Here is a 25,493-nt window from a genome sequence, read left to right on the forward strand (position 1 = left end):
CATGGGCCGCGTAGTGGACGCCGAGTTCTCCGTCCCCATCTCCTTCTCCCCCGTCGATCAGATCATCGATATCGCCCGCGGTGCCGAGGCCGCCGGCTTCGACCGGATCGTCCTGCCCGACTCGCTGTTCCACCCGCGACGCCAGGACGAGGACTACCCGTACACCCCCGACGGCTCGCGCATGTGGAACGAGGACACGCAGTGGGTAGAGCCGCTCATCGCCTCCGCGGCCATGGGCGGGGCCACCTCGACCATCCGCTTCTGCCCGCAGGTGCTCAAGGTCGGCCCGCGCAATCCGCTGTTGCTCACCAGGCAGGTGGCCTCAGTGGCGTTGCTCACCGGGAACCGCTTGGACCTGGGCGTGGGCATCGGCTGGGACCCCAACGAGTTCGAGTGGTGCGGCGCGCCGTTCAAGGGCCGCGGCAAGCGCACGGACGAGTCGCTGGCGATCATGCGCCAGGCCCTGCGGGGTGAGTGGATGGAGTTCCACGGCCAGCACTTCGACTTCGACGAGCTGATCTTCACCCCCGCGCCCAGCGAGCAGGTGCCGTTCTACGTGGGCGGACACACCGAGATCGCGCTCAAGCGGGCCGCGCGCGTGGGCCAGGGCTGGACCAGCGCCATGATGGGTTACGACGAGATCGTGGCCACCGTGACGCGCCTGGGCGAGCTCCTCGAGGCCGACGGGCGCTCACTGGCCGACCGCGGCGACGGCAAACCCTTCGCCATCCAGGTGGTGTGCCTGGACCGCTTCGGCACCCGGGGCTTCACGGAGCTGGCCGAGGCCGGGGTCACCGACATCATCGTGATGCCCTGGATGGTCGACGGCCACGGGTTCGACTGCTCCACCGAACAGAAGCTCGAGTCCATCGCCGCCTTCGGCGAGAAGTACGGTCTCGGTTCCTAGCCCTGCCCAGGTCTCGTCAGCCCCCGGCCAGCCTGCCTGGCGGACATGCCCCCGCGGTTGGCGGACATGCCCCCGCGGTTGGCGGACTTCCCCCCGCGGTTGGCGGACATGCCCCGCGGTTGGCGGACTTGCCTCCGCGGTTGGCGGACTTCTCGTGCGATTCCGGGCCCATTTTGGCACCTCCTGCCCGCCAGCTGAGGAAGCATGTCCGCCAACTCGGGGAGCGGGTCCGCCCGGTCTGCCGGACCGCCACGTGAGCCAGGCGGACTGAACTCGTCGTAGTTCCTGTGAATCGTCGTCATCCCTGTCCACATGGACGTCGTCACCCGCCGGTCGACACGTGATGACCGGTCAGGATTGGCGCCATGAGACGCGACCGGCGATTCCGAGACACCCGGCCTCCCACCCCGCTCCCCGCCTCGTTGGCGGATGCGGTTGCAGGCGGGCAGCCATTCGCGGCGAGCCAGGCTCTCGAGACCGGACTGGTGACGAGATACGCGCTCCGATCGGCGTTCAGAATGATCGTCCCCGGTGTGTACGCCGCGAAGGGGGCACGGCTGAGCAGGTGGGACTTCATTCGTGCGGTCGACATCTGGGCGCCTGCAGACGCGGTGATCGGAGGGTGGTCCGCCGCGTACCTCCATGGGGAACACTGGTACTCGACAGAGCGGGGCAACGGCGTCGTCGATGTCTTCACCTCAGCCGAGCCCCGCGTGCCGACCGGGGTTCGGGAGCGCCGGCTGCGGCAACCCATCCCGGCCGCGGACGCGTGCGAGATCGGCGGAGTACGAATTACCGCACCAGCCCGAACCGCGGTCGACGTGGCAAGGTGGTCCACTGGCGCTGATCGGAGGATCTGCATCGTGGACTCCGTGTGCTTCGCCACCAACACCAGCGTGCGCGCGGTTGCCGACGCTGCAACCCGGATGCCCGGCCAACACGGGGTCTCGAGGGTGGTTCGACTGCTCGACGCCTGCGACGCGGACGCGCACTCTCCGCAGGAGAGCCTCCTCCGGCTCAGAATCGAGCGCTCCTCACTGCCTCAGCCTGTCTCGCAGTTCGAGATATGTGAACCGTCGGGACATCTCCTCACAATTGCCGACCTCGCGTACGCCCGCGAGAAGGTCGCGATCTTCTACGACGGCAGACATCACGGAGATCCGGAACAGTGGCGCCGGGACCTCCGGATCACCGCTCGGTTGGCGGACCTTGGCTGGCAGGTCGTCCGTGTGACAAAGGGAATGCGCCCGGAAGAGGTCATCGGCCATATCGCGAGTGCCCTGACCCGCGCCCGACGAGACCTCCAGCACCTGACTTCATCCTGAACGAGCCCTCGCGTGGCAGCTGGCGGGCACCCCACCCCGCTTGGCGGCCATGTCCTCGCCGGGCGGACACCCCTCGCAGCTGGCGGACCCGATATGCGAAAACCGGGCCTGAAACGCGAAAAATGTCCGCCAACCCGGAGCCCCTGTCCGCCAGCCCGAAGCCCCTGTCCGCCAACCGGAAGCTCGTGTCCGCCAACCAGGCTCGGAGCAGTCGAGGGGCGTGCTGGAGAGGTAGTCGGGTGCGAGCTCGGGCGGGGGCGGGGTGACATGCGCCAGCCGAGTGCCTCAGGCAGGAACGGCGGCCGCGATGTCCGCCAGGCAGGCGAGGATCTCCCGGTGGGTGTCCTCCGTGGCCTCCAGGTGCATGAGATGCCCCGCCGGTGAGGAGATCGCCCGGACCATCCGCACATCGTCGTGATGACGCCCCAGCTTGGAGAGCGGATCCCGGCCGTGGAAGCCCTCGAGGTCCGGGTCGTGCTCGGAGTAGAGGAAGTAGAACGGGACGGGGTTGGTCTGCCGCTCGAACTCTTTGCGCGCGAACCACGACACGTCCATCGCCCGGTACCACTGCAGCGGGCCGGCGAACCCGGTCCGGGCGTACTCGGCCTCGTAGACGTCCATCTCCTCGACGGACAACCACGGCCACGGCAGCGGCGGCGCCTCGGGCAGTGCCTCGAGATAGGTCGACCCCGGGGGGTGCTGCCAGACGTCGAGGTAGTGGTACTCCGCGGACAGGGCGTAGAAGACCCGGGTGAGGAACTCCCGCTCGCGACCGGCGAGATCGGCCTCCGCCACTCCCGGCTGCGTGAAGTAGTTCAGGTGCAGGAAGTGCTTCTCGGCCATCATCGCCGAACCCTCCAGCGGCGGCACCGACCCAGCGGTACCCATGAACGGGTTCTCCATCCCGATCACCGCGCGCACCCGCCCCGGTTCCAGATGGCAGGTGTCGTACGCGACGCCCGCGCCGAAATCGAAGCCCACCACCACCACGCGCGCCGCACCCTCGGCGTCGCACACCGCCAGGACGTCGTCGACCACCTCGCCCGGCGAGTAGGCCTGGACGTCGGCCGGCGCATCCGAACCACCCATGCCGCGCAGGTCGGGCGCGATGACCCGCCACCCGGCTGCGGCGAGGACGGGGATCATGCGGTGCCAGGTGAACCAGAAGTGCGGGAAACCGTGGAGGAGGACCACGGTGCCCGGGGGGCCGTCCGCGGAACCAGGGTGGCCGTCCGCGGATGCCGTGTCCGGTTCGGCGACGACGTAGTGGAGACGGACGCCGTCGCGGTCGACGTAGCGGTGGTCGAGCATGTCTTTCACACTGCCTCCTCCGGCCTCCGCCCGACGGGGTTCGGCCTAATCGATGGAGCCTCTCCGAGGGATGACGACGAGGCCCGCCCGGAGAGAACCGCGGCCCCGACCCGGCCTGGCGAGAAGGCGGGGTCGGGGCCGTGGGCCGGGCCGTGTGTGGGGGCTCGGGTCAGCGCATGACCGGGCACTTGTAGTCGACCGACCACTCGGTGATGCCGTTGAGCCACCCCGAGCGGATGCGGGAGGGCTCCCCGAGGGCCTCCAGGTTGGGGAGGTGATCGGCGATGGCGTTGAAGATCAGTTCGATCTGCAGCCTGGCCAGGTTCGCCCCGATGCAGTAGTGCGGGCCGTTCCCGCCGAAACTCAGGTGCGGGTTGGGATCGCGCAGGATGTTGAACGAGAAGGGGTCCTCGAAAACGTCCTCGTCGAAGTTCGCCGAGCCGTACATGATGGCGGCGCGGTCGCCCTTCTTCATGGTCACGCCCCCGATCTCGACGTCCTCGGTGGCGGTGCGCTGGAACGACGTGATCGGCGAGGCCCAGCGGAGGATCTCGTCGTACGCGGTCGCGGGGCGCTCGGCCTTGAACAGCTCCCACTGGTCGGGGTTGTCGAGGAAGGCGACCATCCCGTGTGTGGTGGCGTTGCGGGTGGTCTCGTTGCCGGCCACGGCCAACAGCACCACGAACCAACCGAACTCGTCGGCGGTGAGCCTCTCGCCGTCGATGTCGGCCTGGATGAGCTTGGTGACCAGGTCGTCACGGGGATCGATCTCGCGCTTGGCAGCGAGGTCCTGCGCATAGGACAGGACCATGGCGTTGGCCATCTGCGACTCTTCGACCTTGCCGGGTACGTCGTAACTGGTCATCTGGTTGGACCACTCGAAGATCTGATGCCGGTCCTCGAGGGGGATGCCGATGAGCTCGGCGATCGCCTGCAGAGGCAGCTCGGAGGCCACCTCGGTGATGAAGTCGCCGCTGCCCTTGGCGGCCGCGGTCTCGACGATGACCCGCGCCTTCTCGGCGAGGTGGTCCCGGAGCTTCTCGATGTTGCGCGGGGTGAAGCCCTTGGAGATGGTGCGCCGGTACTTCTTGTGCTCTTCACCGTCCTGGTTGATGAACAGCAGGCGGGTCAGCTCGACGATCTCGCGCTCGGTGCCCGGTGCGAAGCGCGGGATCGCGGTGTTCTCGAAGGTGGAGAACACCTCGTTGGTGCGCCGGGAGATCTCCTTGACGTCCTCGTGCTTGGTGACCACCCAGTACCCGTGGTCGTCGAAGCCGTCGGCCCCGGGCTCGTTGGCGCACCACCGGATCGGTTCGGTGCGACGGAGGTGAGCCCACTCCGGATGCGGGAGCCGCTTCTCGTAGAGCTCCGGGTCCGTGAAGTCGAAACCCTCGGGGATGGTGACTGCCTGCACTGGTACTCCTTGACCGCGTCGGATGCGTCTCGTGCTCGTCGACCGACGACCCCGGGATACTGCGAACCCGGGACCCGAGCGGTAATCTAGAACACGTTCCACCCACCATACTAGAACACGTTCCCCCTGGGTCCCTGTTTTCATCGGGCCCGGTCACCCGGAAGGACCACCATGGGCAATCCCGTCATCGTCGAGGCCGTTCGCTCCCCGATCGGCAAGGCTCGCGGCGCACTGTCGGGCCTGCACCCCGCACACCTGCTGGGCGCCTCCCAGAAGGAGGTCATCCGGCGCGCCGGGATCGACGCGTCGCTGGTCGAGCAGGTCGTGGGCGGCTGTGTCACCCAGGCCGGTGCGCAGGGCAACAACGTCACCCGCGGCGCGTGGCTCGCCTCCGGACTGCCGTGGCAGACCGCGTGCACGACGATCGACTGCCAGTGCTCGTCCGCTCAGCAGGCCAACCACTTCATCGCCAACCTCATCCACGCCGGCGCGATGGATGTCGGGATCGCCTGCGGAGTGGAGTCGATGAGCTGGATCGCCCTGCGCGCCGCCGTGGGTGACGGTTCCAACGGCATGCCCCGCCCCGACGACTGGACGGTGGACCTGCCGGATCAGTTCACCGCGGCCGACCGGATCGCTAACCGGCGCGGGATCACCCGTGAGCAGCTCGAGGAGCTCGGCGTCCGGTCCCAGGCCAACGCCAAGCGGGCGTGGGACGAGGGACGCTTCGACCGTGAGACCTTCGCGGTCGACGCCCCCGAGCGCCTCAAGGACGGCACGTACACCGGCGAGACGGTGTCCGTCACCCGCGACCAGGGCCTGCGCGAGACCACTGCGGAGGCGCTCGCCGGCCTCACACCGGTGCTCGAGGGTGGCCTGCACACCGCGGGCACGTCCAGCCAGATGTCCGACGGTTCGGCCGCGGTCCTGCTCATGGACGAGGACGTCGCCAAGGCACACGGACTCCGACCCCGCGCGCGGATCGTCCACCAGGCACTGGTCGGCGGCGAGCCCGAGTACCACCTCGACGGCCCCGTCCAGGCCACCCAGCGCGTACTCGACCGGTCGGGGATGTCCATCTCCGACTTCGACCTCTTCGAGTGCAACGAGGCCTTCGCCTCGGTCCTGCTCAGCTGGGCGCAGGTTCACGGGCCGGACATGGACAAGGTCAACGTCAACGGCGGCGCCATCGCGATCGGACATCCCGTCGGTAGCACCGGCGCTAGGCTAATCACGACCGCCCTGCACGAGCTCGAGCGCACGGACGGCGACCGCGCCCTCATCACGATGTGCGCGGGCGGCGCCCAGGCCTCGGCGAGCATCATCGAGAGGATCTGACATGAGCAGCAACGCCATCGAGACAGCCGCGGCCCGCAGGAGCGAGGTCTTGGCCCTCGCGTCAGTGGAGACCAGGCAGGACGCCGCAGCGGCACTGGCCGACCTCCTCTCCATCTCCTCCGAAGAGGCCGAAGACGTACTCCGGGCGCCGCTGGAGAACCTTCTGGGCCAGCCGGGCGACGCATCCGCTCCGACGGGACCGGGCGGGTTCACCCTGCACCCGTTCCGCGACTCGGAGCACCACAAGTCCCTCTTCCACTCCCGGTCCTCGGACGAGACCTCCGCGACCGGCGGCGCGTGGGACGAACAGAAGACCGAGGCCGAACTGCGCGAGGGACTGCGGCGCGTCGAGGCCGAGTCGGCCATGTGGTTCGTCGCGGTGGATACCTCTCGCGACCAGCCGGTGGGCCTGGTGTTCGGTGAGCAGATCGACGACGGCGATGTCGACGTGGCCATCTGGATCCACCCCGAGGAGCGCAAGAAGGGCTTCGGCCTGGCCGCACTGAAGGAGAGCCGACGCGAGCTGGCGGCGTTCTTCCCGGGCAAGCACGTGATCGTCCGCGCGCCGCTGCCGGGGTCGAAGTGAGCGAGAGGCATCCCGGGGTGGAGACCGGCGTGGACGATCCCCGGCGGTCCAAGCCGTGGGTCCTCGGCATCATCAAGGTGATGTCCCGCGTCAACACCTGGACGTACCGCGTCTCCGGCGGCCGTATCGGAGGCAACTGGCGGGTGGGATCGGCGTTGAAGGCACCGGTTCCGGTCTGCCTGGTGACCACGACGGGGCGCAAGTCCGGCGAACCGCGCACGGTGCCGCTGCTCCATCTCCCCGACGGTGACCGGGTCCTCCTGGTCGCCTCACAGGGCGGACTGCCCAAGCACCCACAGTGGTACAGGAACGTCCTGGTGAACCCCGAGGTCACCATCCAGGTCGGGCGGAGGACCCGGGCGATGACGGCGAGGGAGGCGACCGCAGAGGAGCGCGCCGAACTCTGGCCCCGCCTCGTCGAGCGCTACTCGGACTTCGCCTCGTACCAGGCCAACACGAGCAGGGTCATCCCGGTGGTGATCTGCGAACCGCTCGGCTGACGTCGGCGTTCCTGCCCCGGCCGGGGCCTCTCCTCCCGAGAGGTCCCGGCCGCGTGCATTTCGCACCACGAACACCATTAGTCACACGAGTTGCAAATCGCGAGTAAGGCATTGACAGCGGAACCTGCTTAGAGGATTCTCATGTGAGTCTAAGTTTATCGCCTGGACCCACGGGTTCACATGCGGTTCGAGTTCGAGTGGGCCGCTTCGAAGAAAGGTACTCTGATGAGGAAGTCCAGCAAGGCCGTCGCGGTCGCCGCTAGCGCGGCTCTCGCGATGTCCGCGACCGCCGGCACGGCCAATGCACAGAGCGGCGACAGTTCGCTGCCCGTCGGGGTGACACAGGGCTCCATCGAAGACTGGCTCGGTGGCACCCTTCTCGGCCCCCTGATCGGGGCGGTCACGGGGTCTGCCGGTGACGCCGCCGGTTCCGGTGGCGATCTCGCCGGCGGATCCGCCGTTCTGGATCCACTCGGTGGATCGACGGCTCTACCTCCGCTGAGCACGCAGCCCCTCTCCGGCTCGTCCCAGTTGGCGCCCCTCAGCGCCGACCAGCCCCTCGGCGGTTCGACCCAGTTGGCGCCCCTCAGCGCCGACCAGCCTCTCGGTGGTTCGACCCAGTTGGCGCCCCTCAGCGCCGACCAGCCCCTCGGTGGCTCCCAGGCCTTCACCTCCTCCGATCTGCCTGACGCCCTCTGGGGATCCCTCGGCACCTCGCCGTTCTCCACCGAACTCAACCTCTTCGATGGATCAGCGGCTCTGCCCCCTCTGCCACTCGGCGGTTCCGCGGCTCTGCCCGCCGCCCTTATCGGTTCCTCAGGCATGGAGCCGCTGTCCACCGAACTCATCACCGGCTCGGGCGGCTTCACCTCCTCCGATCTGCCTGACGAGCTCTGGGGATCGCTCGGGACCTCGCCGTTCTCCACCGAACTCAACCTTCTCGAGGGGTCCTCGGATCTGCCGGTGTCCCTTGTCGGGTCCCTGAACAGCCCCCTCACCGGCTCCACCGGAATGGGATCCACGGACATGGCCCCGCTCTCGACCAACCTCCTCGGCGGCTCGGCAACGCCGGCGCCGCTCGGATCGATCGGGATGGCACCGATCGTCAGCTCGCTGGGTATGGAGCCACTGTCCACCGAGCTCAACCTCCTCGGCGGGTCAGCGGAACTCCCGCCGCTGTCCGCCAACTTCCCGGACGGGTCGACAGAGGGCATCGGCGGCTCCGCCGAGCTCGTCGGTGAGGGGATCGCCGGGTCGTTGACCAACGGCTCCGCCAACCAACTCGCCGGTTCGGTGGAGAGCAATTCCGCCGACCCGATCATCGGCTCTATCGCCGATGGTGGGATCCTGCCCGCACTGTCCGGTTCCATCGAGGAGGTCTCCGGATCCCTCTCGGGCAACAGCGGCTCCACGGGCCAGAGTTCGGACCTGATCACCGGATCCACCGGTGGCAGCGCCGACGTGCTGACCGGCTCCTTCGGTGAACTCACCGCGGTCAACGGCTCGCTCACCGCGCTGACCGGTTCGCTGGAGAACGGTTCTCTCCAGGGCGTCGGATCGACGAACCTCGGGTCCGAGATGGGCGCACTCAGCTCCCTGGAGGCCGCGGCCAGCCTGGGCGGCGAGAGCGGTTCGGGAATCGCCCTGCTGCCGGTCCTGTCCCTGGGCGGGACGCTCGTCCTCGCGGGCGCCGCGATCAATGGTGGCGTGGCGCTCCCCGCCCTGCCCCCGATGCCCGGCCTGCCGCCGCTGCCCACGATCTGCGACCTGCCGCAGGAGCAGGTCGACCAGCTCGCGAACGCGGGATCGGTTCACGCGCAGGACTGCCCGGATCCCGAGAACTGAGTCACCTGATGCCGGGCGCTGAGCCCGGGACCAGAGAAGGAGCCCCGCACCGTGATGGTGCGGGGCTCCTTCTCGCAGTTCAGGCCGGGCGCAGGTCAGGCCGGGCGGCTCAGCGAGCGCCGTACACGGGCACCGGCGCCGGCGACCCGGAGAGCAGTCGCGGCACCACCGATCCGAGCTCTGCCGGGTCCCACTTGGCACCCTTGTCCTCGGACGCGGCGCGCTGCCATCCGTCGCACACGGTGACCTTTCCTCCCTCGACCTCGAACACGCGGCCGGTGACCTCGGCCGACTCCGCCGACCCAAGCCACACGACGAGCGGCGAGACGTTGGCCGGGTCCATGGCGTCGAAGGACCCGTCCTCGGGCGCGGCCATCTGAGAGGCCATACCCTCCCCTGCGGAGGTGGTCATACGGGTACGCGCAGCGGGGGCGATGGCGTTGGCGGTCACGCCGTACCCCTTCATCTCCGCGGCGGTCTGGATGGTCAGCAGCGCGATGCCCGCCTTCGCGGTCGCGTAGTTGCCCTGTCCCACCGAGCCGAACAGCCCGGCTCCCGACGAGGTATTGATGACCCTGGCCTGGCGGGGGCGGCCGGCCTTCGACTCGGCGCGCCAGTACTCGGCGGCGTGACGCAGCGGCGCGAAGTGGCCCTTGAGGTGGACGGTGATCACGTTGTCCCAGTCCTGCTCCCCCATCCCGACAAGCATCTTGTCGCGGAGGAAGCCGGCATTGTTGACCAGCACGTCGAGTCCCCCGAAGTGGTCGATCGCCTGCTGGACGAGCTCGCGTGCACCTTCCCACGAGGAGATGTCGTTGCCGTTGACCACGGCCTCACCGCCGGCTGCCCGGATCTCCTCCACCACCTGCTCGGCCGGGGACTCCCCCACGTCCGATCCGTCGAGCCCGGCGCCGAGGTCGTTGACCACGACCCTGGCCCCCTCGGCCGCGAAGGCCAGTGCGTGCTCCCGGCCGATCCCGCGGCCGGCGCCGGTGACGATGACGACGCGTCCGTCGCAGATTCCCATGGTTCTCCTTGGATAGTTGTTCGGTGATGTCAGGGACTGGTGTTGGCGTTGGCCGCCGAGAGGAACGCCGGCTTCTCGCCGCCCCCGTGGACCAGGAGTTCGGCGCCCGTGATGTAGGCCGCCAACGGCGAGGCCAGGAACGCGGCCGCCTGGCCCACGTCCCGCGGGTCCGCCATCCGGCCCATCGGGATCGTGGCGTCCACCGCGGCCACACCGTCGGAGTCCCCGTAGTGCAACTCGGCGAGCTCGGTCTTGACCGGGCCCACCACCACGGAGTTGATCCGCACCGCGGGCGCCCACTCGACGGCCAGGGACTGCGTGAGCGAGTCGATGCCCGCCTTGGCGGCCCCGTACGAGGCGGTCCCGGGCGAGGGCCGGTGGCCGGAGACCGAGGAGATGTTGACGATCGCCCCGCCGGTCGGCTGCATGACCCGGTTCGCCTCCTGGGCCACCGTGAGCGCGGACAGCAGGTTCAGCGCGATGATCTTGGAGTGGAAGTTGGCGCTGGCGTCGGCAGCCAGGGCGAACGGGGCGCCGCCGGCGTTGTTGACCACCACGTCCAGCCGACCGTGTCGTTCCACGATCCGGTCGACCATCGCCCGCACCGCGTCGGGGTCCCGGAGGTCGACGGAGTGGAACTCGAGATCCGAGACGTCGGACCCCTCGTCGGCGGGGCGACGCGCGCAGGTGACGACGACGGCCCCGGCTTCGCGGAAGACCCTGCTGATCCCCGCGCCGACGCCACGGACGCCGCCCGTGACGAGGACGACCCTGCCCGCCAGACCCAGATCGATGTTCGACATGCGTGCTAGCCTACCAAGCAAGCGTTTGGTTAGTCACCCGACCGCTGAAGCACAGCGGCGGCGTGCGAAGGGAGCACCATGGGCATCAGTGTCGACAAGGGATCGGACGGCATCGCGACCGTCACCGTCGACTTTCCCCCCGTCAACGCCATCCCGTCCGCGGGGTGGTTCGAACTCGGCGAGCAGATCCTCGCCGCCGGGCGCGACCCGGAGGTCCACGTCGTGATCCTCCGAGCCGAGGGCCGGGGATTCAACGCGGGCGTCGACATCAAGGAGATGCAGAACTTCGAGGGCCACGACCACCTCCTGGCCGCCAACCGTGGCTGCTATGTGGCGTTCAACGCCGTCTACGAATGCGCGGTCCCCGTGATCGCCGCGGTGAACGGGTTCTGCGTCGGCGGCGGCATCGGGCTCGTGGGGAACGCCGACTGCATCGTCGCCTCCGACGACGCGGTGTTCGGGCTGCCCGAGGTGGACCGGGGAGCGCTCGGCGCCGCGACCCACCTCGCGCGCATGGTCCCGACGCACATGATGCGCACGCTGTACTTCACCTCCCGCAACGTCACCGCCCAGCAGCTGCACAGCTGGGGGACGGTGTACGAGGTGGTGCCCCGTGACCGACTGGACGCGGCGGCGCGTGACCTCGCGGAGACGATCGCCGCCAAGGACACCCGGGTGATCCGCGCGGCCAAGGAAGCCATCAACCACATCGACCCGGTCGACGTGAAGACCTCGTACCGCATGGAGCAGGGCTTCACCTTCGAACTCAACCTCGCCGGCGTGGCCGACGAGCACCGGGATGAGTTCGTCAAGACGGGCCGCAACCTGGACAGACGAGACAACAGAGCCGAGAGGACGGGCGAGAACAAGTGACGACGACCCCCACCCCGCGCGACAAGCGCACCAGTCTCGACGAGGCCGTGGGACGCCTCTCCAGCGGCATGACCATCGGCATCGGCGGGTGGGGCTCACGGCGCAAGCCGATGGCGCTCGTCCGCGCGATCCTGCGCCGCGAGGACCTGACCGACCTCACCGTCGTCACCTTCGGCGGCCCGGACCTGGGGCTGCTGTGCTCGGCCGGGAAGGTCTCCAAGGCCTACTACGGCTTCGTCTCACTGGACTCCGCGCCGTTCTACGACCCCTGGTTCGCCCGCCGACGCACCGAGGGGGCGATCGTCTCCCGCGAGATGGACGAGGGCATGGTCCGCGCCGGCCTCACCGCCGCGGCGCACCGCCTGCCGTTCCTGCCCACGCGCGCCGGTCTCGGCTCGGACGTCTTCCGGTTCTGGGGCGACGAGCTCAAGACCGTCGACTCCCCCTACCTCGTCGACGGCCAGACGGAGACCCTGGTGGCGATGCCGGCCCTGCGTCTGGACGCCGCCCTGATCCACCTGGACAAGGCCGACAGGCACGGCAACGCCGCGTTCACGGGCGTCGACGGCTACTTCGATGACCTCTACGCGATGTCCGCGGACACTGTCCTCCTCGAGGTCGACGAGGTCGTGGAGTCGGCGGATGCGCTGATGAACGAGGTGGGCCCGCAGCGCATGCTGCTCAGCCGGATGTTCGTCGACACCGTCTCCGAGGCGCCGAACGGCGCGCACTTCACGTTCGCCGGCGGCTACGGCCGTGACGAGGCGTTCCAGAGGCACTACGCCTCCTCGGCCAAGGACGACGCGTCGTGGGAGGCCTTCGTCTCCGAGTTCCTGTCCGGGTCCGAGGAGGACTACCAGAAGGCGGTCACCGCGTTCGCGGATAAGGCCGCCGCCGAGAAGGCCGCTGCCGCCGCAGACAAGGGAGCCAAGTGATGACCGACACCACCACCCAGTCCGTCAGCCGGGCCGAGTACTGCGCTGTGGCGTGCGCGGAGATCTTCGCCGGTGCCGGTGAGATCTTCGCCTCCCCCATGACGCCGATGGCCACCATCGGCGCGCGCCTCGCGCGTCTCACCACCGAGCCGGACCTGCTCATCACCGACGGCGAGTACCGCTTCCTCGGCCAGACCCCGCCGTTGGGCAAGGTCATCGACTTCGAGGGGTACATCCCGTTCCCCCGCGTGTTCGACGTCCTCCAGGCCGGCACCCGCCACGTGGTGATGGGAGCCAACCAGATCGACCGGTTCGGCAACCAGAACCTGTCGGCCTTCGGTGACGACGTCCAGAAGCCCGCCCGCCAGATGTTCGGCCTGCGAGGGGCCCCGGGTAACTCGATCAACCACGCGACCAGCTACTGGGTGGGCAAGCACTCCACCCGCGTCTTCACCGAGAAGGTCGACATCATCTGCGGCGTGGGCTACAACCGCTACAGCGAGGGCGACCCCGCGTTCCGGTACCACCACCTTCACCGCGTCGTCTCCAACCTGGGCGTCTTCGACTTCGGCGGATCCGATCGCGGCATGCGGGCGGTGAGCCTCCACCCGGGCGTCACCGCGGACGAGGTCGCGGATAACACCGGGTTCGAGATCGAGGGGCTGGCCGAGGCCGGCGTCACCCGTGACCCGTCCGCCGAGGAGCTCCGCATCATCCGCGAAGTCCTCGACCCACGCGGATTCCGCGATCGCGAGGTGCCGGCCGCGTGAACGCCCCCACCATCACCACGGCCTTCACCGAGCTCGTCGGCGTCGAGTACCCGATCGTCCAGACGGGCATGGGGTGGGTGTCCGGTCCGGAGCTCACCGCGGCCACCGCCAACGCCGGGGGGCTGGGGATCATCGCCTCGGCCACCATGACGTACGCGGAACTCGAGAACGCCATCGTGCGCACCAAGGAGCTGACCAGCAAGCCCTTCGGGGTCAACCTCCGCGCCGACGCCGAGGACGCCGCCGAGCGGTGTGAGCTCATGATCCGCCACGGGGTGAGGGTCGCGTCGTTCGCCCTCGCTCCCAAGCCGGAGTTGATCGCCAGATTGAAGGAGAACGGCCTCGTCGTCATCCCCTCCATCGGCGCGGCGAAACACGCCGTCAAGGTGGCCTCCTGGGGCGCCGACGCGGTGATCGTCCAGGGCGGCGAGGGCGGCGGTCACACCGGCCCGGTCGCCACGACGCTGCTGCTCCCGAGTGTCATCGACGCCCTCGGTGGGGCCGGGAACACCTCCATCCCCGTGATCGCGGGTGGAGGGTTCTTCGACGGACGTGGCCTGGTGGCCGCGCTCGCCTACGGGGCCGCCGGCGTCGCGATGGGCACGCGGTTCCTGCTCACCAGCGATTCCCGCGTCCCGGACGCGGTCAAGCAGCGGTACCTGGAGAAGGGGCTGCAGGACACCGTCGTCTCCACCCGTGTCGACGGCATGCCGCACCGCGTCCTGCGTACCGGCCTGGTCAACGCCCTGGAGTCGGGCAGCCCCGTCAAGGGGATGTTGGCGGCCGTCCAGAACGCCAACAAGTTCAAGTCCATGACGGGCATGAGGTGGCAGGCACTCGCCAGGGACGGCCTCAACATGAAGAAGGCGTCCGACCGCACGTGGCAGCAGATCGTCATGGCCGCCAACACCCCGATGCTGCTCAAGGCCGGCCTGGTCGAGGGCAACACCGAGGCCGGTGTCCTGGCCTCGGGGCAGGTCGTCGGCATGATCGACGACCTGCCCAGCTGCGACGAGCTGATCCAACGGATCATGACCCAGGCGCACGAGCGCATGGAGGCACTCCGCAGGCTGGGCTGACGCGCCAACCGCCGGTCCACGAGTCGCCGAGTCGCGCCCGCCACCCGCTCCGGGGGCGGGCGCGACTCGTCGACTCATTCAGCACTTCCTCAGGTCTTTCTTGGTTTACCCTGAACGCCGAGTCCGCGTTTCGCGGGCCTCACTTCCCGCTTGCCCCCAGGAGCTCCCATGACTGCCCCCCGCACCGCCGTCCGGGCCGCCGCCGTATTCGGCGCGGCCACCGCCCTCACAATCGCCGGAGCCGGCGCCGCCATGGCCACCACGGCCGACACCGCCACCGAGGGCAACACAGTCTCCGTGACCTTTACGCTAGACGGAGGCGGCCTCGCCGACGGAGACGCCTGCGGAGCGCTCCTCGCGCCGACCTCGACGGCCACCACGCTCGCCGGACAGCTCGCGAGCGCCACCGATTCGAATCTCCTGGCCACACTGCAGGCGATCAGCGATGCCCCCGGTGTGGAGCTGCTGAAGTCCTCGACGCTCAACTCTCCGGTCGTCCTGCTTGGGACCTTCGCTGACATCGGACTGGCATCGGCCACCGTCTCCGCCACCGTCGACTCCAACGTCTACGCGCTGGTCACCTACTGCGCCTCCGATGACGCACCCAAGGTCAACCCGTTCCTGATCGTCGGCAACCCGCTCGAGGCGATCATGGGCAGCGTCTCGTCCGGCAGCGAGGGTGACCTGCTCGGCACCGCCTCGGCAATGCTCGGCGGAGGCGGCGAGGGCGGGGGGCTCGGCCTCGACACCCTCTCGGCGGCCGGAGGCACCGAAAACTGACCTCTCGCGCCTCAGCGCGCACGTCTGCACGATGCCCGGCCGAGTCCACCGGCCGGGCATCGTCAACTCACGGGCCCAGGTAACGGCTCGAAACTCCTCAGCGATGAAGTGACCGAGATCACATTCCTGTCGGACACACAGAGGAGCGTCTCATGTCCATCCTGAGAAGAACCGTCGCCGGAGTCGCCGTCGCCGCCACCGCCGCAGGTCTCACGATCGCCGGATCGGGCGCCGCCAGCGCCGCGGTCGTCACCCCCGCAGTCCAGGGAACCACCGTGCAGGTGAACATCACCGAGCCGCTGCCGGGCCAGACGTGCCTCGGAATGCTCGTCCCTCCCTATGTCGCGATCCACTTGATCGCCCCGGCTGCCAGCGGAGACCTCATGGAGGTCGTCCGGGCCCTGGGTGCGCGTGACGACGTCATCGCCATGCGGACTCCGGGCCCCATCCGCCTCCCCGTGACCCTTCCTGGTCTGCCGGGCACCCTCTCCGCCGAGAACGTCCCGCCAAACATCTACGCGGTGACCGTGTTCTGTATGCGCAGCGACGGTCCCGTCGAACCGCACCTGTTCCCGGCAGTGGTCGGCCCAGGGCTCGACCCGATCATCGGAAGCGTCGAGGGCAGCACCGGTTCCTGAACGGCGGCCGATGCCGACGGGAGCGAAACGGGCCCCGCACCAGTCGGTGCGGGGCCCGTCCCGTTATGGAGCCGCGGCTGAGCCGTCAGGTGTCCAGGCGCTCGATGATCGTCACGTTGGCGGTGCCGCCGCCCTCGCACATCGTCTGCAGGCCGTAGCGGCCGCCGGTGCGCTCGAGTTCGTTCAGGAGCGTGGCGAACAGTTTCGCGCCGGTGGCACCGAGCGGGTGACCGAGGGCGATGCCGCCGCCGTTGGGGTTCACCCGGGCCGGGTCGGCGCCGATCTCCTTGATCCAGGCCAACACGACGGGGGCGAACGCCTCGTTGATCTCCACCACGTCGATGTCGTCGATCGTCAGTCCGGTCTTCTCCAGGGCCCACCGGGTGGCGGGGATCGGCGCGGAGAGCATCATCACCGGATCGTCGCCGCGCACGGTGAGGTGGTGGATCCGGGCCCGCGGCGTCAGGCCGTACTTCTCCACCGCCTCCGCGGACGCGAGCAGCCCCGCGGACGCCCCGTCGGAGATCTGTGACGCCACCGCGGCGGTCAGGGACCCTCCCTCGGCGAGCACCGGCAGTGAGGCCATCTTCTCGAGTGTGGTCTCACGGGTGGTCTCGTCCGACTCGAGTCCGGCCAGCGGAACGTACTCACCAGCGAACCGGCCCTCGGCGATCGCGGCGCGGGCGCGGGAGTGCGACTGCAGCGCCCACTGCTCCATCTCCTCGCGGGAGATGTCCCACCTGTCGGCCATCATCTGCGCGCCGTTGAACTGCGAGATCTCCTGGGCGCCGAAGCGCTCGACCCACCCGGTGGAGCCGGTGAACGGGTCGTCGAACCCGTACTCGCGACCCGCCAGCATGGCCGACGAGATGGGCAGGGCGCTCATGTTCTGGACTCCACCGAACAGCACCACGTCCTGGGTCGCGGACATGATCCCCTGGGCCCCGAAGTGGATGGCCTGCTGGCTGGATCCGCACTGGCGGTCGACGGTCGTGCCGGGCACGCCGAGGGGCATCCCCGCCGCGAGCCACGCGGAGCGCGCGATGTTGCCCGCCTGGGGGCCGATGGCGTCCACGCAACCGAAGATCACGTCGTCGACGACCTCCGGGTCGATTCCCGTGCGCTCGACGACGGCGCGGATGACGTGCGCGGCCAGGTCCGCCGGGTGCTGGCCGGACAGGCTGCCGCCGCGCTTGCCCGCGGGCGTCCGGACTGCGTCGATCACGTAGGCCTCGCGGCCGGTCACGCTGGTCATGTGTCTCCTCGTGGGGGTATGAGATCAGGATGGGGTGGTGCTGATCAGTCGACGGCCAGGCCGTCGAGCACGATGCGCAGGTACTGGTCCGCGATCGCGGCGTGGTCGTCGGCGTCCTCCGGCCGGTACCAGCGCACTGCCACCCAGACGGTGTCCCGGAGGAACCGGTAGGTGAGCCGGATGTCGAGGTCGGGACGGAACTCCCCGGACTCCATTCCCCGACTCAGCACGTCGGTCCACATCTCGCGGAACTCGGTGTTGCGCTCGCGGAGGTAGTCGAACCTCGGATTGCCCCGGAGATGCTTGAGCTCGTCCTGGTAGATGGCCACCTCGTCGCGGTGGCGGTGGATGGCCTCGAACGAGACGCGCACCAGCCCCTCGAGGGTCTCCCGGGGCGACGACCCCGCGTCGACGATCCGCTGGTAGTCACCGAAGAGCGAGTCGAGGAATCCGCGGAGGATCTCGTCTACGATCGCCTCCTTGGACGTGAAGTGGTGGTACAGGCTGCCCGAGAGGATGCCGGCCGCGTCGGCGATGTCTCGCACGGTGGTGGCGCGGAGGCCGCGCTCGGCGAAGAGCCCGGCGGCGATCGCCAGGAGCTCCTCACGTCTGGTCGTGCTGGTCATTCGGCCACCCTACCAACCAAGCACTTGCTAGGTACAGGACACCGCGACCCGAGGCCTGCGGCGGCCGCGTCGGTCCGCCCGCCGGCGCGGCCGACTGCCTAGACTCCCCACCATGCGCCCCACGATCTCGTCCCCACCGCGCCGAGCCGGTCGCCGTGTCCTCGCGGCCTCGGCGGCGTTCGGCCTCGCCCTGAGCCTCACCGCCTGCACGATCGGCGAGACCGGCGACGACGACACCCCCGCGGGCACCACCACCGCGGTGGCCGAGGCGCCCCGGGACCAGCCGACGAGCGCACCGGGCGCGCCGGACGCAGGCGTCGACCAGTTGGTGCTGAACGCCGACGACGCCCCCGAACTGGGCCTGTCCCCCGTCTCGTCCGAGGACATCGCGGGAGGGGTCGGCGCGCTGGAGGACATCGCCGCGGGGATCCGTGTCGACCCCGAGCGTTGCGCGGACTTCAGCCAGGACGCCTTCCTTGCCCAGGCCGAACCGGGCGCGATGGCGATCCAGGCGGGCCAGAGCGGGAACTCCGCGTACGCGGTGTCCGTGACGACGGTGACCGACAGCCTTCCCGCTCGTGAGCAGCTCATCGCCGACTGCCCGACCATGACGGTCACGATCCCCCTCGAGGGGACCGAGGTGACCACCCGGGCCGAGAACTCGCTGCTGGAACTCCAGGCCCCCGAGGGCGTGGAGCACTTCGCCGCCATTTCGCAGACCAACACCATGGACATGATGGGTCAGGAGATGCTCACGGGGAACGTCCTGATCACCGGGGTCGTGCGGGGGATCGGAGTCTCCGTCACGGTCGCCAACGGTGTGGGGCCGGTCTCCGACGTGGAACGGGACACGGCTGTGGACGCCTTCGGCAAGCAGGTCGAGAAGATCCGGAACGCCTAGCCCCGGGCCCGGGGCCACCAAGGGTCAGGCCCGCTGGGACGAGATGGAGACGACCTCCCCGGTGAGGTAGGTGGTGTAGTCGCTGGCGAGCATGGCGATGGTCGCGGCCACCTCCCAGACGTCGGCGGCCCGCCCGAACGCCTCCTTGGCGGCGAGCTCGTCGAGGAGCTCGGCGGAGGCCGACTTCTCCAGGAACGCGTGGCGGGCGATGGAGGGCGCGATCGCGTTGATGCGCACGCCGAAGTCGGCGCCCTCGATCGCGGAACACCGGGTGAGCGCCATGACGCCGGCCTTGGCCGCCGCGTAGTGCGCCTGCGCCCGCTGCGCGCGCCACCCCAGCACCGAGGCGTTGTTGACGATCACCCCGTTGTGGGGCACGTCGCGGAAGTACCGCAGCGCCGCGCGGGTCGCGCGGAACGTGCCGTTGAGCGTGATGTCGAGGACCCGGTCCCAGTCCTCGTCGGTCATGTCGACCAGCTCACCCTCGCCTCCGAAGCCGGCGTTGTTGACCAGCACGTCGATGCGGCCGAGCTTTTCGGCGGCGCCGGAGATCAGCGCGTCGACGTCCGAGGTCGACTGCACGTTGCAGGTGATGGCCTCGAACCGCTGCTCGGGGAACTCGGCGGCGAGCGTGTCGCGGGCCTCGTTCATGCGGCGCTCGTGGAAGTCCGACACCAGCACGTCGGCACCCTCGAGCGCGGCGCGACGTGCGGCCGAGAACCCGATCCCCGTGCCGGCGGCCGCCGTCACCACGACCTTCTTGCCCGCGAGCAGCCCGTGTCCCGGGGTCTCCTCGGGCACCGTGGACAGCGGGGACGCGGCGAGGGGGGACTTGTGCTGGGTCATGACGGCCTGGCCTCTCGGGGTAGTCCGAGCACGCGCTCGGAGATGATGTTGCGCTGGATCTCGTTGGATCCGCCGTAGATGGTGTCGGAGCGGGTGAACAGGAACAGCCGCTGCCACCGCGCCAACTCGAGATGCTCCGGGTCGTGCAGGTCGTTGGCCGCGCCCTCGGAGTCGTGCGTGGGCCCGGTGAGCGACTCCGCCCCCTGCACGGTCATCGCCAGCTCGCCCAGATCGCGGTGCCAGGTGGCCCACAGGAGTTTGGCCGCGGAGGCGTTACCCCCGGAGGCGTCGCGCTCGGCGAGGGTACGCAGCGCATGGGCGCGGATCACCTTGAGCCCGACCCAGGCGCGCGTGATCCGTTCGCGCACCGCGGGGACCTCCGCGCTGCCGTTGGACCGGGCCATGGCCACGATCTGGTCGAGCTCGCGGGCGAAGCCCACCTGCTGACCGAGCGTGGACACACCCCGCTCGAACTCCAGCAGGGTCATGGCGACCTTCCAGCCCTCGCCCCGCTCCCCCACGATCATCCCGGCGTCGGTGACGGCATCGTCGAAGAAGACCTCGTTGAACTCCGAGGTCCCGGTGAGCTGCTGGATCGGCCTGATCTCGACGCCCGGCTGGTCCAGCGGCACCAGCAGGAAGCTCAGGCCCTTGTGACGGCTGGTCCCCTCCTCGGTCCGGGCCACGACGAACACCCACTGGCTCAGGTGCGCCAGGGAGGTCCACACCTTCTGCCCGTGCAGATGCCATCTGCCGTCCTCGCCCAGGCGCGCGGTGGTGGACACGTTCGCCAGATCGGATCCAGCGCCGGGCTCGGAGTACCCCTGCGCCCACAGTTCGGTGACGTCGAGGATCCGCGGCAGGAAACGGTCCTTCTGCTCCTGCGTACCGTGCGCGATGAGGGTGGGCCCGAGCAGCGTCTCGCCCAGGTGCGACACCCGCGCCGGGGCGTCGGCCTTGGCGTACTCCTCGTGCACGCGGACCTGCTGGCTCAGGGATGCCCCGCGGCCGCCGTACTCGACCGGCCAGCCCACGCAGGTCCACCCGGCCTCGGCCATGTGCCGCTCCCAGGCCAGGCGTCGGGCGAAGAACTGGTGCTCGCTGCCGGGCCCGCCGGTGCCCTTGATCTCGGCGAAGTCTCCGGTCAGGTTGTCGTCCAGCCACGTGCGGAACTCCGCGGCGAACTCGTCGTCGGTCATCTCCGACGCCGGCCTGGTGCTCTGGGTCATGGGGCCACTCTACCAAGCACTTGCTTGGTTTGCCGGAACCGGCCGCCCCCACTGACCGCGTCGGGTGTGATGGTCGACATGAGCACACCCGTCACGCCCCTGGAGGGCAAGGTCGCACTGGTCACCGGCGCCGCCCGGGCACAGGGCCGGGCCCACGCCGTCCGTCTCGCCTCGGAGGGCGCGGACGTCGTGGTCACCGACATCTGCGCCCCGGTGTCCGAGTCCGTTTCCTACCCGGCGCCGACACCGGACGATCTCGCCGAGACCGTTCGCCTGGTCGAGGAGGCCGGGGGCAGATCCCTCTCGGCCGTCCTCGACATCCGGGAACTGGGCGCGCTGCAGGACCTGGTCACCCGCACCATCGCCACCTTCGGCCGGCTGGACATCGTCGTCGCCAACGCCGGCGTCCTCAACTGGGGCCGGCTGTGGGAGCTGCCGGAGGACGACTGGGACATGGTCATCGGCGTCAACCTCAGCGGCACGTGGCGGACGATCCGCGCGGCGGTGCCGGCGATGATCTCCGCGGGCAACGGCGGGTCGATCATCATCGTCAGTTCGTCGGCGGGCCTCAAGGCCACGCCGGGCAACGGGCACTACTCGGCCTCCAAGGCCGGCCTGGTCGCGCTGACCAACTCACTCGCCCTCGAGGCGGGCGAGTTCGGCATCCGGGTCAACTCGATCCACCCGTACTCGGTGGACACGCCGATGATCGACCCCGACGGCATGGCGGAGATCTTCGGCCGGTTCCCGTCGTACCTGCACAGCTTCTCGCCGATGCCCCTCAAGAACGTCCTCGCGGACGGCGTCAGCACCCTGGCGGACTTCATGCCCCCCGAGGAGGTCGCCGACGTGGTGTCGTTCCTGGCCGGGGACGGTTCCCGCTCGATCTCGGGGGTCCAGGTCCCGTTCGACCGGGGCGCGCTCAGGTACTGAGCACGGGGCCGACCAAGCAGGTGCTTGGTACCGTGGTGGGCGCCACACTCGCAGCACCCGAGGAGTCCGCGATGAACGACAGCTCCACCGCCGCCCCCCGCGACGTCGAGACCACCCGCGACGTCGAGACCACCGCCGCGGCCCTGCGCCGGGCGGCGGCACTCTGGCCGGATCGCGAGGCGGTCGCCGACGTCCAGCCCGGTCAGGACACCCGGTGGACGTGGGCGCAGCTGCTCGACGAGGTCCGCCGCTTCGCCGCGGGCCTGGTCGCGCGCGGGGTCGAGCGGGGGGACCGCGTGGTGATCTGGGCGCCCAACACCCGCCACTGGATCGTGGCCGCGCTCGGGGTGCAGTACGCCGGCGGGACGGCGGTCCCCGCCAACACGCGCTACACCGGTAGTGAGACCCTCGAATTGGTCCAGCGGACGCACGCGACCGCCGCGGTCGTCGCGGGCGCCTTCCTCGGTGCCGAGCGGATCGCCGACCTGTCCTCCGCGGCGGGCGGGTCGCTCGCCGGCGCCACGCGACTGCGGACGCTCGTGAGGATCCCGCTCGACGGCGGCGACGCCGCGACCGCCGACCTCGCCGTCGTCGACTTCACCGACCTCCAGGCGGAGGCCACCGACTCCGCGCTCGCGCGGGCCGACGCCCGCGCCGACTCGGTGACGGGCGACGACGTGGCCGACATCCTGTTCACCTCCGGCACCACGGGAAAGAGCAAGGGCGTGGTGGCGCTGCACCGCCAGACGGTCGCCGGCGCCCGCGCGTGGGGCTCGAACGGCGGACTCACCGAGCGCGACCGGTACCTCATCGTCAACCCGTTCTTCCACAGCTTCGGCTACAAGGCCGGCTTCCTGGTCTGCACACTCTTCGGCTCCACCGTCATCCCGCTGGCCGTGTACTCCCCCACCGAGACCATGCGGCTCGTACAGGACGAGGGCGCCACCGTCCTGCCCGGTGCCCCCACGATCTTCCAGACGATCCTGGACGCCCCGGACCGGGCGGGATTCGATCTGTCCTCCCTGCGCCTGGCCGTGACCGGCGCCTCGGTCGTCCCGGTGGTCCTGGTCGAGCGGATGCAGTCCGACCTGGGCCTGGAGACCGTCCTCACCGCCTACGGCCAGACCGAGACGATGGGCTTCATTACCACCACCACGGCGGACGACGACGACGTCACCGTCGCCACCACGTGCGGGCGGGCGTACCCCGGCATGGAGATCCGGATCGGGGACTCCGGCGAGATCCTCACCCGCGGCGAGATGGTGATGCAGGGGTATCTCGACGACCCTGAGAACACCGCGGAGGCCATCGACCCCGACGGCTGGCTCCACACCGGCGACGTGGGCGAGATCGACTCCCACGGCAACCTGCGGATCACCGACCGGCTCAAGGACATGTACATCACGGGCGGGTTCAACGTGTACCCCGCCGAGGTCGAACAGACGCTCGCGCGCCTGGACGGGGTGGTCGAGACCGCTGTCATCGGCGTCCCGGACGACCGGATGGGTGAGGTCGGCAAGGCCTTCGTGGTGCGCCGCGAGGGCTCGTCGCTCACCGAGGAGGACGTCCTCGGGTTCTGCCGCGAGCACCTGGCCAACTTCAAACGCCCCCGCGCCGTGGAGTTCGTGGAGTCCTTCCCGCGCAACGCCTCGGGCAAGATCCTCAAGACCGACCTCCGATGAGCACGGGCCGCCGGGCGGGTGCCGTCGTGGTCACCGGCGCCTCGGGCGGCATCGGCCGCGCGGTGGCCCGGCGCCTGGCCGGTGAGTTCCCCGCCAACCCCCTGGTGCTGGGGTACCGCTCGACCGAACCGGTGGACCTGGCGGCGGAGCTCTCCGGCCCGGGGGTCACAGGTTCCGGGGCCACCGGCCCGGGTGACCACACCGAGGCCGCCCGACGAGGCGTGGAGTGCGTGAGACTGGCCCCGGGACGCGACGGGACCGACGACGACGAGGTGGCGGCCTCGATCGATCAGATCGCCTCCCGGTACGGCGGGATCGCCGTCCTCGCCCACTGCGCCGGCCCGCACGTGCCCATGGTCCACCTGTCCCGGACCAGCCCGGCCGAGCTGCGCGCCCAGCTGGACGCGGACGCCGCCGGGTTCTTCGCGATCGTGCACCCGGCGCTGCCGCATGTGCGCGCGGTGGGCGGCACCGTCGTCGTCGTCACCACCGCCGCCACCACCCGCTACCCGGTCCGGGACGGCCTGTCCGCGGTCCCCAAGGGCGCGGTCGAGCAGCTGGTGCGGGGCCTGGCGGCGGAGGAGGGCCGGTTCGGGGTCCGTGTGAACTGCGTGGGCCCGGGGATGCTCACCGACGGGATGGCCGAGAGGCTCATCTCCTCCGGCGACCTCGACGACCGCGCCCTCGAGGTCACCCGCCGCAACATCCCGCTGCGACGGTTCGGGACCGCGGTGGACGTCGCCGAGGCCGTGGCGTTCCTCGCCTCCGACCGGGCGGGCTTCATCTCCGGCCAGAAGCTCGACGTCGATGGTGGTTACGGCGTCTGAACGGCGGAGGCCACGGCGTCTGAACGGCGGTGGTGACGGCGTCTGAATCCGATCCGGCGAGCGGGTCCGGTACAGTACCAACCAAGCACTTGCTAGGTAAGGAGATCCCCAGCTCATGACCGACGCACCCATCCCCCCGGTCCTCGGTGTCGACGACCTCGGCCCGGACACGCAGCCGGTCGCCTACGAGGTCACGGGCGGCACCGCCTACGTCACGCTCAACCGCCCCGACTTCCGCAACGCGCAGAACTCGGTCATGACGTACTCGCTGGACAACGCCTTCATCAGGGCCGTGGAGGACGACGCGGTCAAGGTGATCGTCCTGCGGGCCAACGGCAAGCACTTCTCGGCCGGCCACGACATCGGCACCACCGAGCGCGACCACCACGTGGAGTACCCCAACCGCGCCTCGATCTGGTGGGACCACACCACCCGCGGCGGCGGCGACCGGCGGCTGGCCCGCGAGACCGAGGTCTACGTCCAGATGTGTCGCCGCTGGCGCGAGATCCCCAAGCCGATGATCGCCCAGGTGCACGGCGCGTGCATCGCCGGCGGCCTGATGCTGGCGTGGATCTGCGACTTCATCGTGGCCTCCGACGACGCGTTCTTCTCCGACCCCGTGGTCAAGATGGGGATCCCCGGTGTCGAGTACTTCGCCCACGCCTTCGTCCTGGGCCCCCGCCGTGCCAAGGAGATCCTCTACACCGGTCGCAGATTCGGTGCGGCCGAGGCGCTGGACTGGGGCATGCTCAACCACGTCGTGCCGCGCGAGGAGCTGCAGGCGAAGGTCGACGAGATCGCCGGTGAGATCGCCGCGATGCCCGCCTTCGGCCTGACCCTGGCCAAGAAGGTCATCAATTCGAACGAGGACCAGATGGGCCTGCAGACCTCGCTGGACACGGCGTTCGGCTGGCACATGTTCGCCCACTCGGCCAACGCGGAGCCCGACGACACCGACTCGTTCTCCGCCTCCCTCGGCGGGATGGACGCGCGCTCGATGCGCGACAGCGCCAACACGGGCTCGACCGGCGGCCCCGCCCCGACCGGCGAGCAGAAGGGCTGA

General features: G+C 69.8%; 25 protein-coding genes. 17 read left to right on the top strand and 8 right to left on the bottom strand.

What is annotated here, in order from left to right:
* The first annotated feature begins 1 nt into the window (after window position 1).
* Window positions 2–907, top strand: a complete 906-nt coding sequence (locus ABD250_RS05410) for a TIGR03619 family F420-dependent LLM class oxidoreductase (RefSeq protein WP_182659224.1) — start codon at window positions 2–4, stop codon at window positions 905–907.
* Window positions 908–1,392: 485 nt separating this feature from the next.
* On the top strand, window positions 1,393–2,232 hold the full coding sequence (locus tag ABD250_RS05415) for a type IV toxin-antitoxin system AbiEi family antitoxin (protein WP_179524567.1): 840 nt from the start codon (window positions 1,393–1,395) through the stop codon (window positions 2,230–2,232).
* Window positions 2,233–2,517: 285 nt separating this feature from the next.
* Here the strand turns inward: ABD250_RS05415 and ABD250_RS05420 are convergent, their stop codons facing one another.
* Window positions 2,518–3,543 carry an alpha/beta hydrolase gene (locus ABD250_RS05420; RefSeq protein WP_182659234.1) on the bottom strand — a complete coding sequence of 342 codons (1,026 nt, stop codon included), beginning with the start codon at window positions 3,541–3,543 and terminating at the stop codon, window positions 2,518–2,520.
* Between the two features lie 169 nt (window positions 3,544–3,712).
* Window positions 3,713–4,957, bottom strand: coding sequence for a cytochrome P450 (locus ABD250_RS05425; RefSeq protein WP_182641185.1), 1,245 nt, complete (start codon window positions 4,955–4,957; stop codon window positions 3,713–3,715).
* A gap of 171 nt (window positions 4,958–5,128) precedes the next feature.
* Here ABD250_RS05425 and ABD250_RS05430 point away from each other — a divergent pair, with 171 nt between their 5' ends.
* From ABD250_RS05430 to ABD250_RS05445, 4 genes are all read left to right on the top strand, one after another.
* Window positions 5,129–6,295 carry a steroid 3-ketoacyl-CoA thiolase gene (locus ABD250_RS05430; protein WP_182659225.1) on the top strand — a complete coding sequence of 389 codons (1,167 nt, stop codon included), beginning with the start codon at window positions 5,129–5,131 and terminating at the stop codon, window positions 6,293–6,295.
* Window position 6,296: 1 nt separating this feature from the next.
* Window positions 6,297–6,881, top strand: coding sequence for a GNAT family N-acetyltransferase (locus ABD250_RS05435; RefSeq protein WP_182659226.1), 585 nt, complete (start codon window positions 6,297–6,299; stop codon window positions 6,879–6,881).
* 80 nt (window positions 6,882–6,961) lie between these two features.
* On the top strand, window positions 6,962–7,381 hold the full coding sequence (locus ABD250_RS05440; RefSeq protein WP_182635238.1) for a nitroreductase family deazaflavin-dependent oxidoreductase: 420 nt from the start codon (window positions 6,962–6,964) through the stop codon (window positions 7,379–7,381).
* Window positions 7,382–7,606: 225 nt separating this feature from the next.
* Window positions 7,607–9,226, top strand: a complete 1,620-nt coding sequence (locus ABD250_RS05445) for a hypothetical protein (RefSeq protein WP_344391119.1) — start codon at window positions 7,607–7,609, stop codon at window positions 9,224–9,226.
* A 109-nt stretch (window positions 9,227–9,335) separates the two neighbouring features.
* Here ABD250_RS05445 and ABD250_RS05450 read toward each other — a convergent pair whose 3' ends face one another.
* On the bottom strand, window positions 9,336–10,253 hold the full coding sequence (locus ABD250_RS05450) for an SDR family oxidoreductase (RefSeq protein WP_182659228.1): 918 nt from the start codon (window positions 10,251–10,253) through the stop codon (window positions 9,336–9,338).
* A gap of 29 nt (window positions 10,254–10,282) precedes the next feature.
* Window positions 10,283–11,056, bottom strand: a complete 774-nt coding sequence (locus tag ABD250_RS05455; protein ID WP_182659229.1) for an SDR family oxidoreductase — start codon at window positions 11,054–11,056, stop codon at window positions 10,283–10,285.
* 78 nt (window positions 11,057–11,134) lie between these two features.
* Here ABD250_RS05455 and ABD250_RS05460 point away from each other — a divergent pair, with 78 nt between their 5' ends.
* From ABD250_RS05460 to ABD250_RS05485, 6 genes are all read left to right on the top strand, one after another.
* Window positions 11,135–11,929: an enoyl-CoA hydratase family protein gene (locus ABD250_RS05460; protein ID WP_182659230.1), complete on the top strand. Its 795-nt coding sequence runs from the start codon at window positions 11,135–11,137 to the stop codon at window positions 11,927–11,929.
* Entirely contained in the window at window positions 11,926–12,864 is a 939-nt protein-coding gene (locus ABD250_RS05465) for a CoA transferase subunit A (protein WP_182659231.1), read from the top strand. Before ABD250_RS05460 ends, ABD250_RS05465 begins: the two co-directional genes overlap by 4 nt.
* Complete coding sequence (locus ABD250_RS05470) at window positions 12,864–13,634, top strand: CoA-transferase subunit beta (RefSeq protein WP_182659232.1); 771 nt, start codon at window positions 12,864–12,866, stop codon at window positions 13,632–13,634. The genes ABD250_RS05465 and ABD250_RS05470 overlap by 1 nt, the downstream gene beginning before the upstream one ends.
* The gene (locus ABD250_RS05475; RefSeq protein ID WP_182659233.1) at window positions 13,631–14,713 is read left to right on the top strand and encodes a nitronate monooxygenase; all 1,083 of its coding nucleotides are present in this window, start codon (window positions 13,631–13,633) and stop codon (window positions 14,711–14,713) included. The genes ABD250_RS05470 and ABD250_RS05475 overlap by 4 nt, the downstream gene beginning before the upstream one ends.
* Window positions 14,714–14,881: 168 nt before the next feature.
* Window positions 14,882–15,493, top strand: a complete 612-nt coding sequence (locus tag ABD250_RS05480; RefSeq protein WP_182659235.1) for a hypothetical protein — start codon at window positions 14,882–14,884, stop codon at window positions 15,491–15,493.
* A 152-nt stretch (window positions 15,494–15,645) separates the two neighbouring features.
* Window positions 15,646–16,131: a hypothetical protein gene (locus ABD250_RS05485; RefSeq protein ID WP_182659236.1), complete on the top strand. Its 486-nt coding sequence runs from the start codon at window positions 15,646–15,648 to the stop codon at window positions 16,129–16,131.
* A gap of 85 nt (window positions 16,132–16,216) precedes the next feature.
* On the opposite strand, the gene ABD250_RS05490 is transcribed toward ABD250_RS05485, so the two are convergent.
* Window positions 16,217–17,386, bottom strand: a complete 1,170-nt coding sequence (locus ABD250_RS05490) for an acetyl-CoA C-acetyltransferase (protein WP_344391126.1) — start codon at window positions 17,384–17,386, stop codon at window positions 16,217–16,219.
* Between the two features lie 44 nt (window positions 17,387–17,430).
* On the bottom strand, window positions 17,431–18,012 hold the full coding sequence (locus ABD250_RS05495; protein WP_182659238.1) for a TetR/AcrR family transcriptional regulator: 582 nt from the start codon (window positions 18,010–18,012) through the stop codon (window positions 17,431–17,433).
* Between the two features lie 112 nt (window positions 18,013–18,124).
* On the opposite strand from ABD250_RS05495, the gene ABD250_RS05500 reads away from it, so the two are divergent.
* A complete protein-coding gene (locus ABD250_RS05500; RefSeq protein WP_179524555.1) occupies window positions 18,125–18,913 on the top strand; it encodes a hypothetical protein in 789 nt (262 codons plus the stop codon).
* A gap of 24 nt (window positions 18,914–18,937) precedes the next feature.
* Here ABD250_RS05500 and ABD250_RS05505 read toward each other — a convergent pair whose 3' ends face one another.
* Together ABD250_RS05505 and ABD250_RS05510 are read right to left on the bottom strand one after the other, a co-directional pair.
* Entirely contained in the window at window positions 18,938–19,759 is an 822-nt protein-coding gene (locus ABD250_RS05505; RefSeq protein WP_182617006.1) for an SDR family oxidoreductase, read from the bottom strand.
* Window positions 19,756–20,988, bottom strand: coding sequence for an acyl-CoA dehydrogenase family protein (locus tag ABD250_RS05510; protein WP_182610490.1), 1,233 nt, complete (start codon window positions 20,986–20,988; stop codon window positions 19,756–19,758). Before ABD250_RS05510 ends, ABD250_RS05505 begins: the two co-directional genes overlap by 4 nt.
* Window positions 20,989–21,066: 78 nt before the next feature.
* On the opposite strand from ABD250_RS05510, the gene ABD250_RS05515 reads away from it, so the two are divergent.
* From ABD250_RS05515 to ABD250_RS05530, 4 genes are all read left to right on the top strand, one after another.
* Window positions 21,067–21,921 carry a mycofactocin-coupled SDR family oxidoreductase gene (locus tag ABD250_RS05515; RefSeq protein ID WP_146166370.1) on the top strand — a complete coding sequence of 285 codons (855 nt, stop codon included), beginning with the start codon at window positions 21,067–21,069 and terminating at the stop codon, window positions 21,919–21,921.
* A gap of 71 nt (window positions 21,922–21,992) precedes the next feature.
* Entirely contained in the window at window positions 21,993–23,603 is a 1,611-nt protein-coding gene (locus tag ABD250_RS05520) for a FadD3 family acyl-CoA ligase (RefSeq protein ID WP_344391137.1), read from the top strand.
* A complete protein-coding gene (locus tag ABD250_RS05525; RefSeq protein WP_344391139.1) occupies window positions 23,600–24,430 on the top strand; it encodes an SDR family NAD(P)-dependent oxidoreductase in 831 nt (276 codons plus the stop codon). Before ABD250_RS05520 ends, ABD250_RS05525 begins: the two co-directional genes overlap by 4 nt.
* A gap of 115 nt (window positions 24,431–24,545) precedes the next feature.
* The gene (locus tag ABD250_RS05530; protein WP_182659263.1) at window positions 24,546–25,493 is read left to right on the top strand and encodes an enoyl-CoA hydratase; all 948 of its coding nucleotides are present in this window, start codon (window positions 24,546–24,548) and stop codon (window positions 25,491–25,493) included.

The organism is Dietzia cercidiphylli (assembly GCF_039531545.1).
GTDB lineage: Bacteria > Actinomycetota > Actinomycetes > Mycobacteriales > Mycobacteriaceae > Dietzia > Dietzia natronolimnaea.

Bases quoted from the DNA above. Each gene is read 5' to 3' on its own strand.
- ABD250_RS05490 (WP_344391126.1), bottom strand. From the start codon at position 17,386: ATGACCAGCGTGACCGGCCGCGAGGCCTACGTGATCGACGCAGTCCGG.
- ABD250_RS05520 (WP_344391137.1), top strand. From the start codon at position 21,993: ATGAACGACAGCTCCACCGCCGCCCCCCGCGACGTCGAGACCACCCGC.
- ABD250_RS05460 (WP_182659230.1), top strand. From the start codon at position 11,135: ATGGGCATCAGTGTCGACAAGGGATCGGACGGCATCGCGACCGTCACC.
- ABD250_RS05470 (WP_182659232.1), top strand. From the start codon at position 12,864: ATGACCGACACCACCACCCAGTCCGTCAGCCGGGCCGAGTACTGCGCT.
- ABD250_RS05410 (WP_182659224.1), top strand. From the start codon at position 2: ATGGGCCGCGTAGTGGACGCCGAGTTCTCCGTCCCCATCTCCTTCTCC.
- ABD250_RS05485 (WP_182659236.1), top strand. From the start codon at position 15,646: ATGTCCATCCTGAGAAGAACCGTCGCCGGAGTCGCCGTCGCCGCCACC.
- ABD250_RS05430 (WP_182659225.1), top strand. From the start codon at position 5,129: ATGGGCAATCCCGTCATCGTCGAGGCCGTTCGCTCCCCGATCGGCAAG.
- ABD250_RS05495 (WP_182659238.1), bottom strand. From the start codon at position 18,012: ATGACCAGCACGACCAGACGTGAGGAGCTCCTGGCGATCGCCGCCGGG.
- ABD250_RS05525 (WP_344391139.1), top strand. From the start codon at position 23,600: ATGAGCACGGGCCGCCGGGCGGGTGCCGTCGTGGTCACCGGCGCCTCG.
- ABD250_RS05435 (WP_182659226.1), top strand. From the start codon at position 6,297: ATGAGCAGCAACGCCATCGAGACAGCCGCGGCCCGCAGGAGCGAGGTC.
- ABD250_RS05440 (WP_182635238.1), top strand. From the start codon at position 6,962: ATGTCCCGCGTCAACACCTGGACGTACCGCGTCTCCGGCGGCCGTATC.
- ABD250_RS05515 (WP_146166370.1), top strand. From the start codon at position 21,067: ATGAGCACACCCGTCACGCCCCTGGAGGGCAAGGTCGCACTGGTCACC.
- ABD250_RS05450 (WP_182659228.1), bottom strand. From the start codon at position 10,253: ATGGGAATCTGCGACGGACGCGTCGTCATCGTCACCGGCGCCGGCCGC.
- ABD250_RS05530 (WP_182659263.1), top strand. From the start codon at position 24,546: ATGACCGACGCACCCATCCCCCCGGTCCTCGGTGTCGACGACCTCGGC.
- ABD250_RS05480 (WP_182659235.1), top strand. From the start codon at position 14,882: ATGACTGCCCCCCGCACCGCCGTCCGGGCCGCCGCCGTATTCGGCGCG.
- ABD250_RS05420 (WP_182659234.1), bottom strand. From the start codon at position 3,543: ATGCTCGACCACCGCTACGTCGACCGCGACGGCGTCCGTCTCCACTAC.
- ABD250_RS05510 (WP_182610490.1), bottom strand. From the start codon at position 20,988: ATGACCCAGAGCACCAGGCCGGCGTCGGAGATGACCGACGACGAGTTC.
- ABD250_RS05500 (WP_179524555.1), top strand. From the start codon at position 18,125: ATGCGCCCCACGATCTCGTCCCCACCGCGCCGAGCCGGTCGCCGTGTC.
- ABD250_RS05445 (WP_344391119.1), top strand. From the start codon at position 7,607: ATGAGGAAGTCCAGCAAGGCCGTCGCGGTCGCCGCTAGCGCGGCTCTC.
- ABD250_RS05505 (WP_182617006.1), bottom strand. From the start codon at position 19,759: ATGACCCAGCACAAGTCCCCCCTCGCCGCGTCCCCGCTGTCCACGGTG.
- ABD250_RS05455 (WP_182659229.1), bottom strand. From the start codon at position 11,056: ATGTCGAACATCGATCTGGGTCTGGCGGGCAGGGTCGTCCTCGTCACG.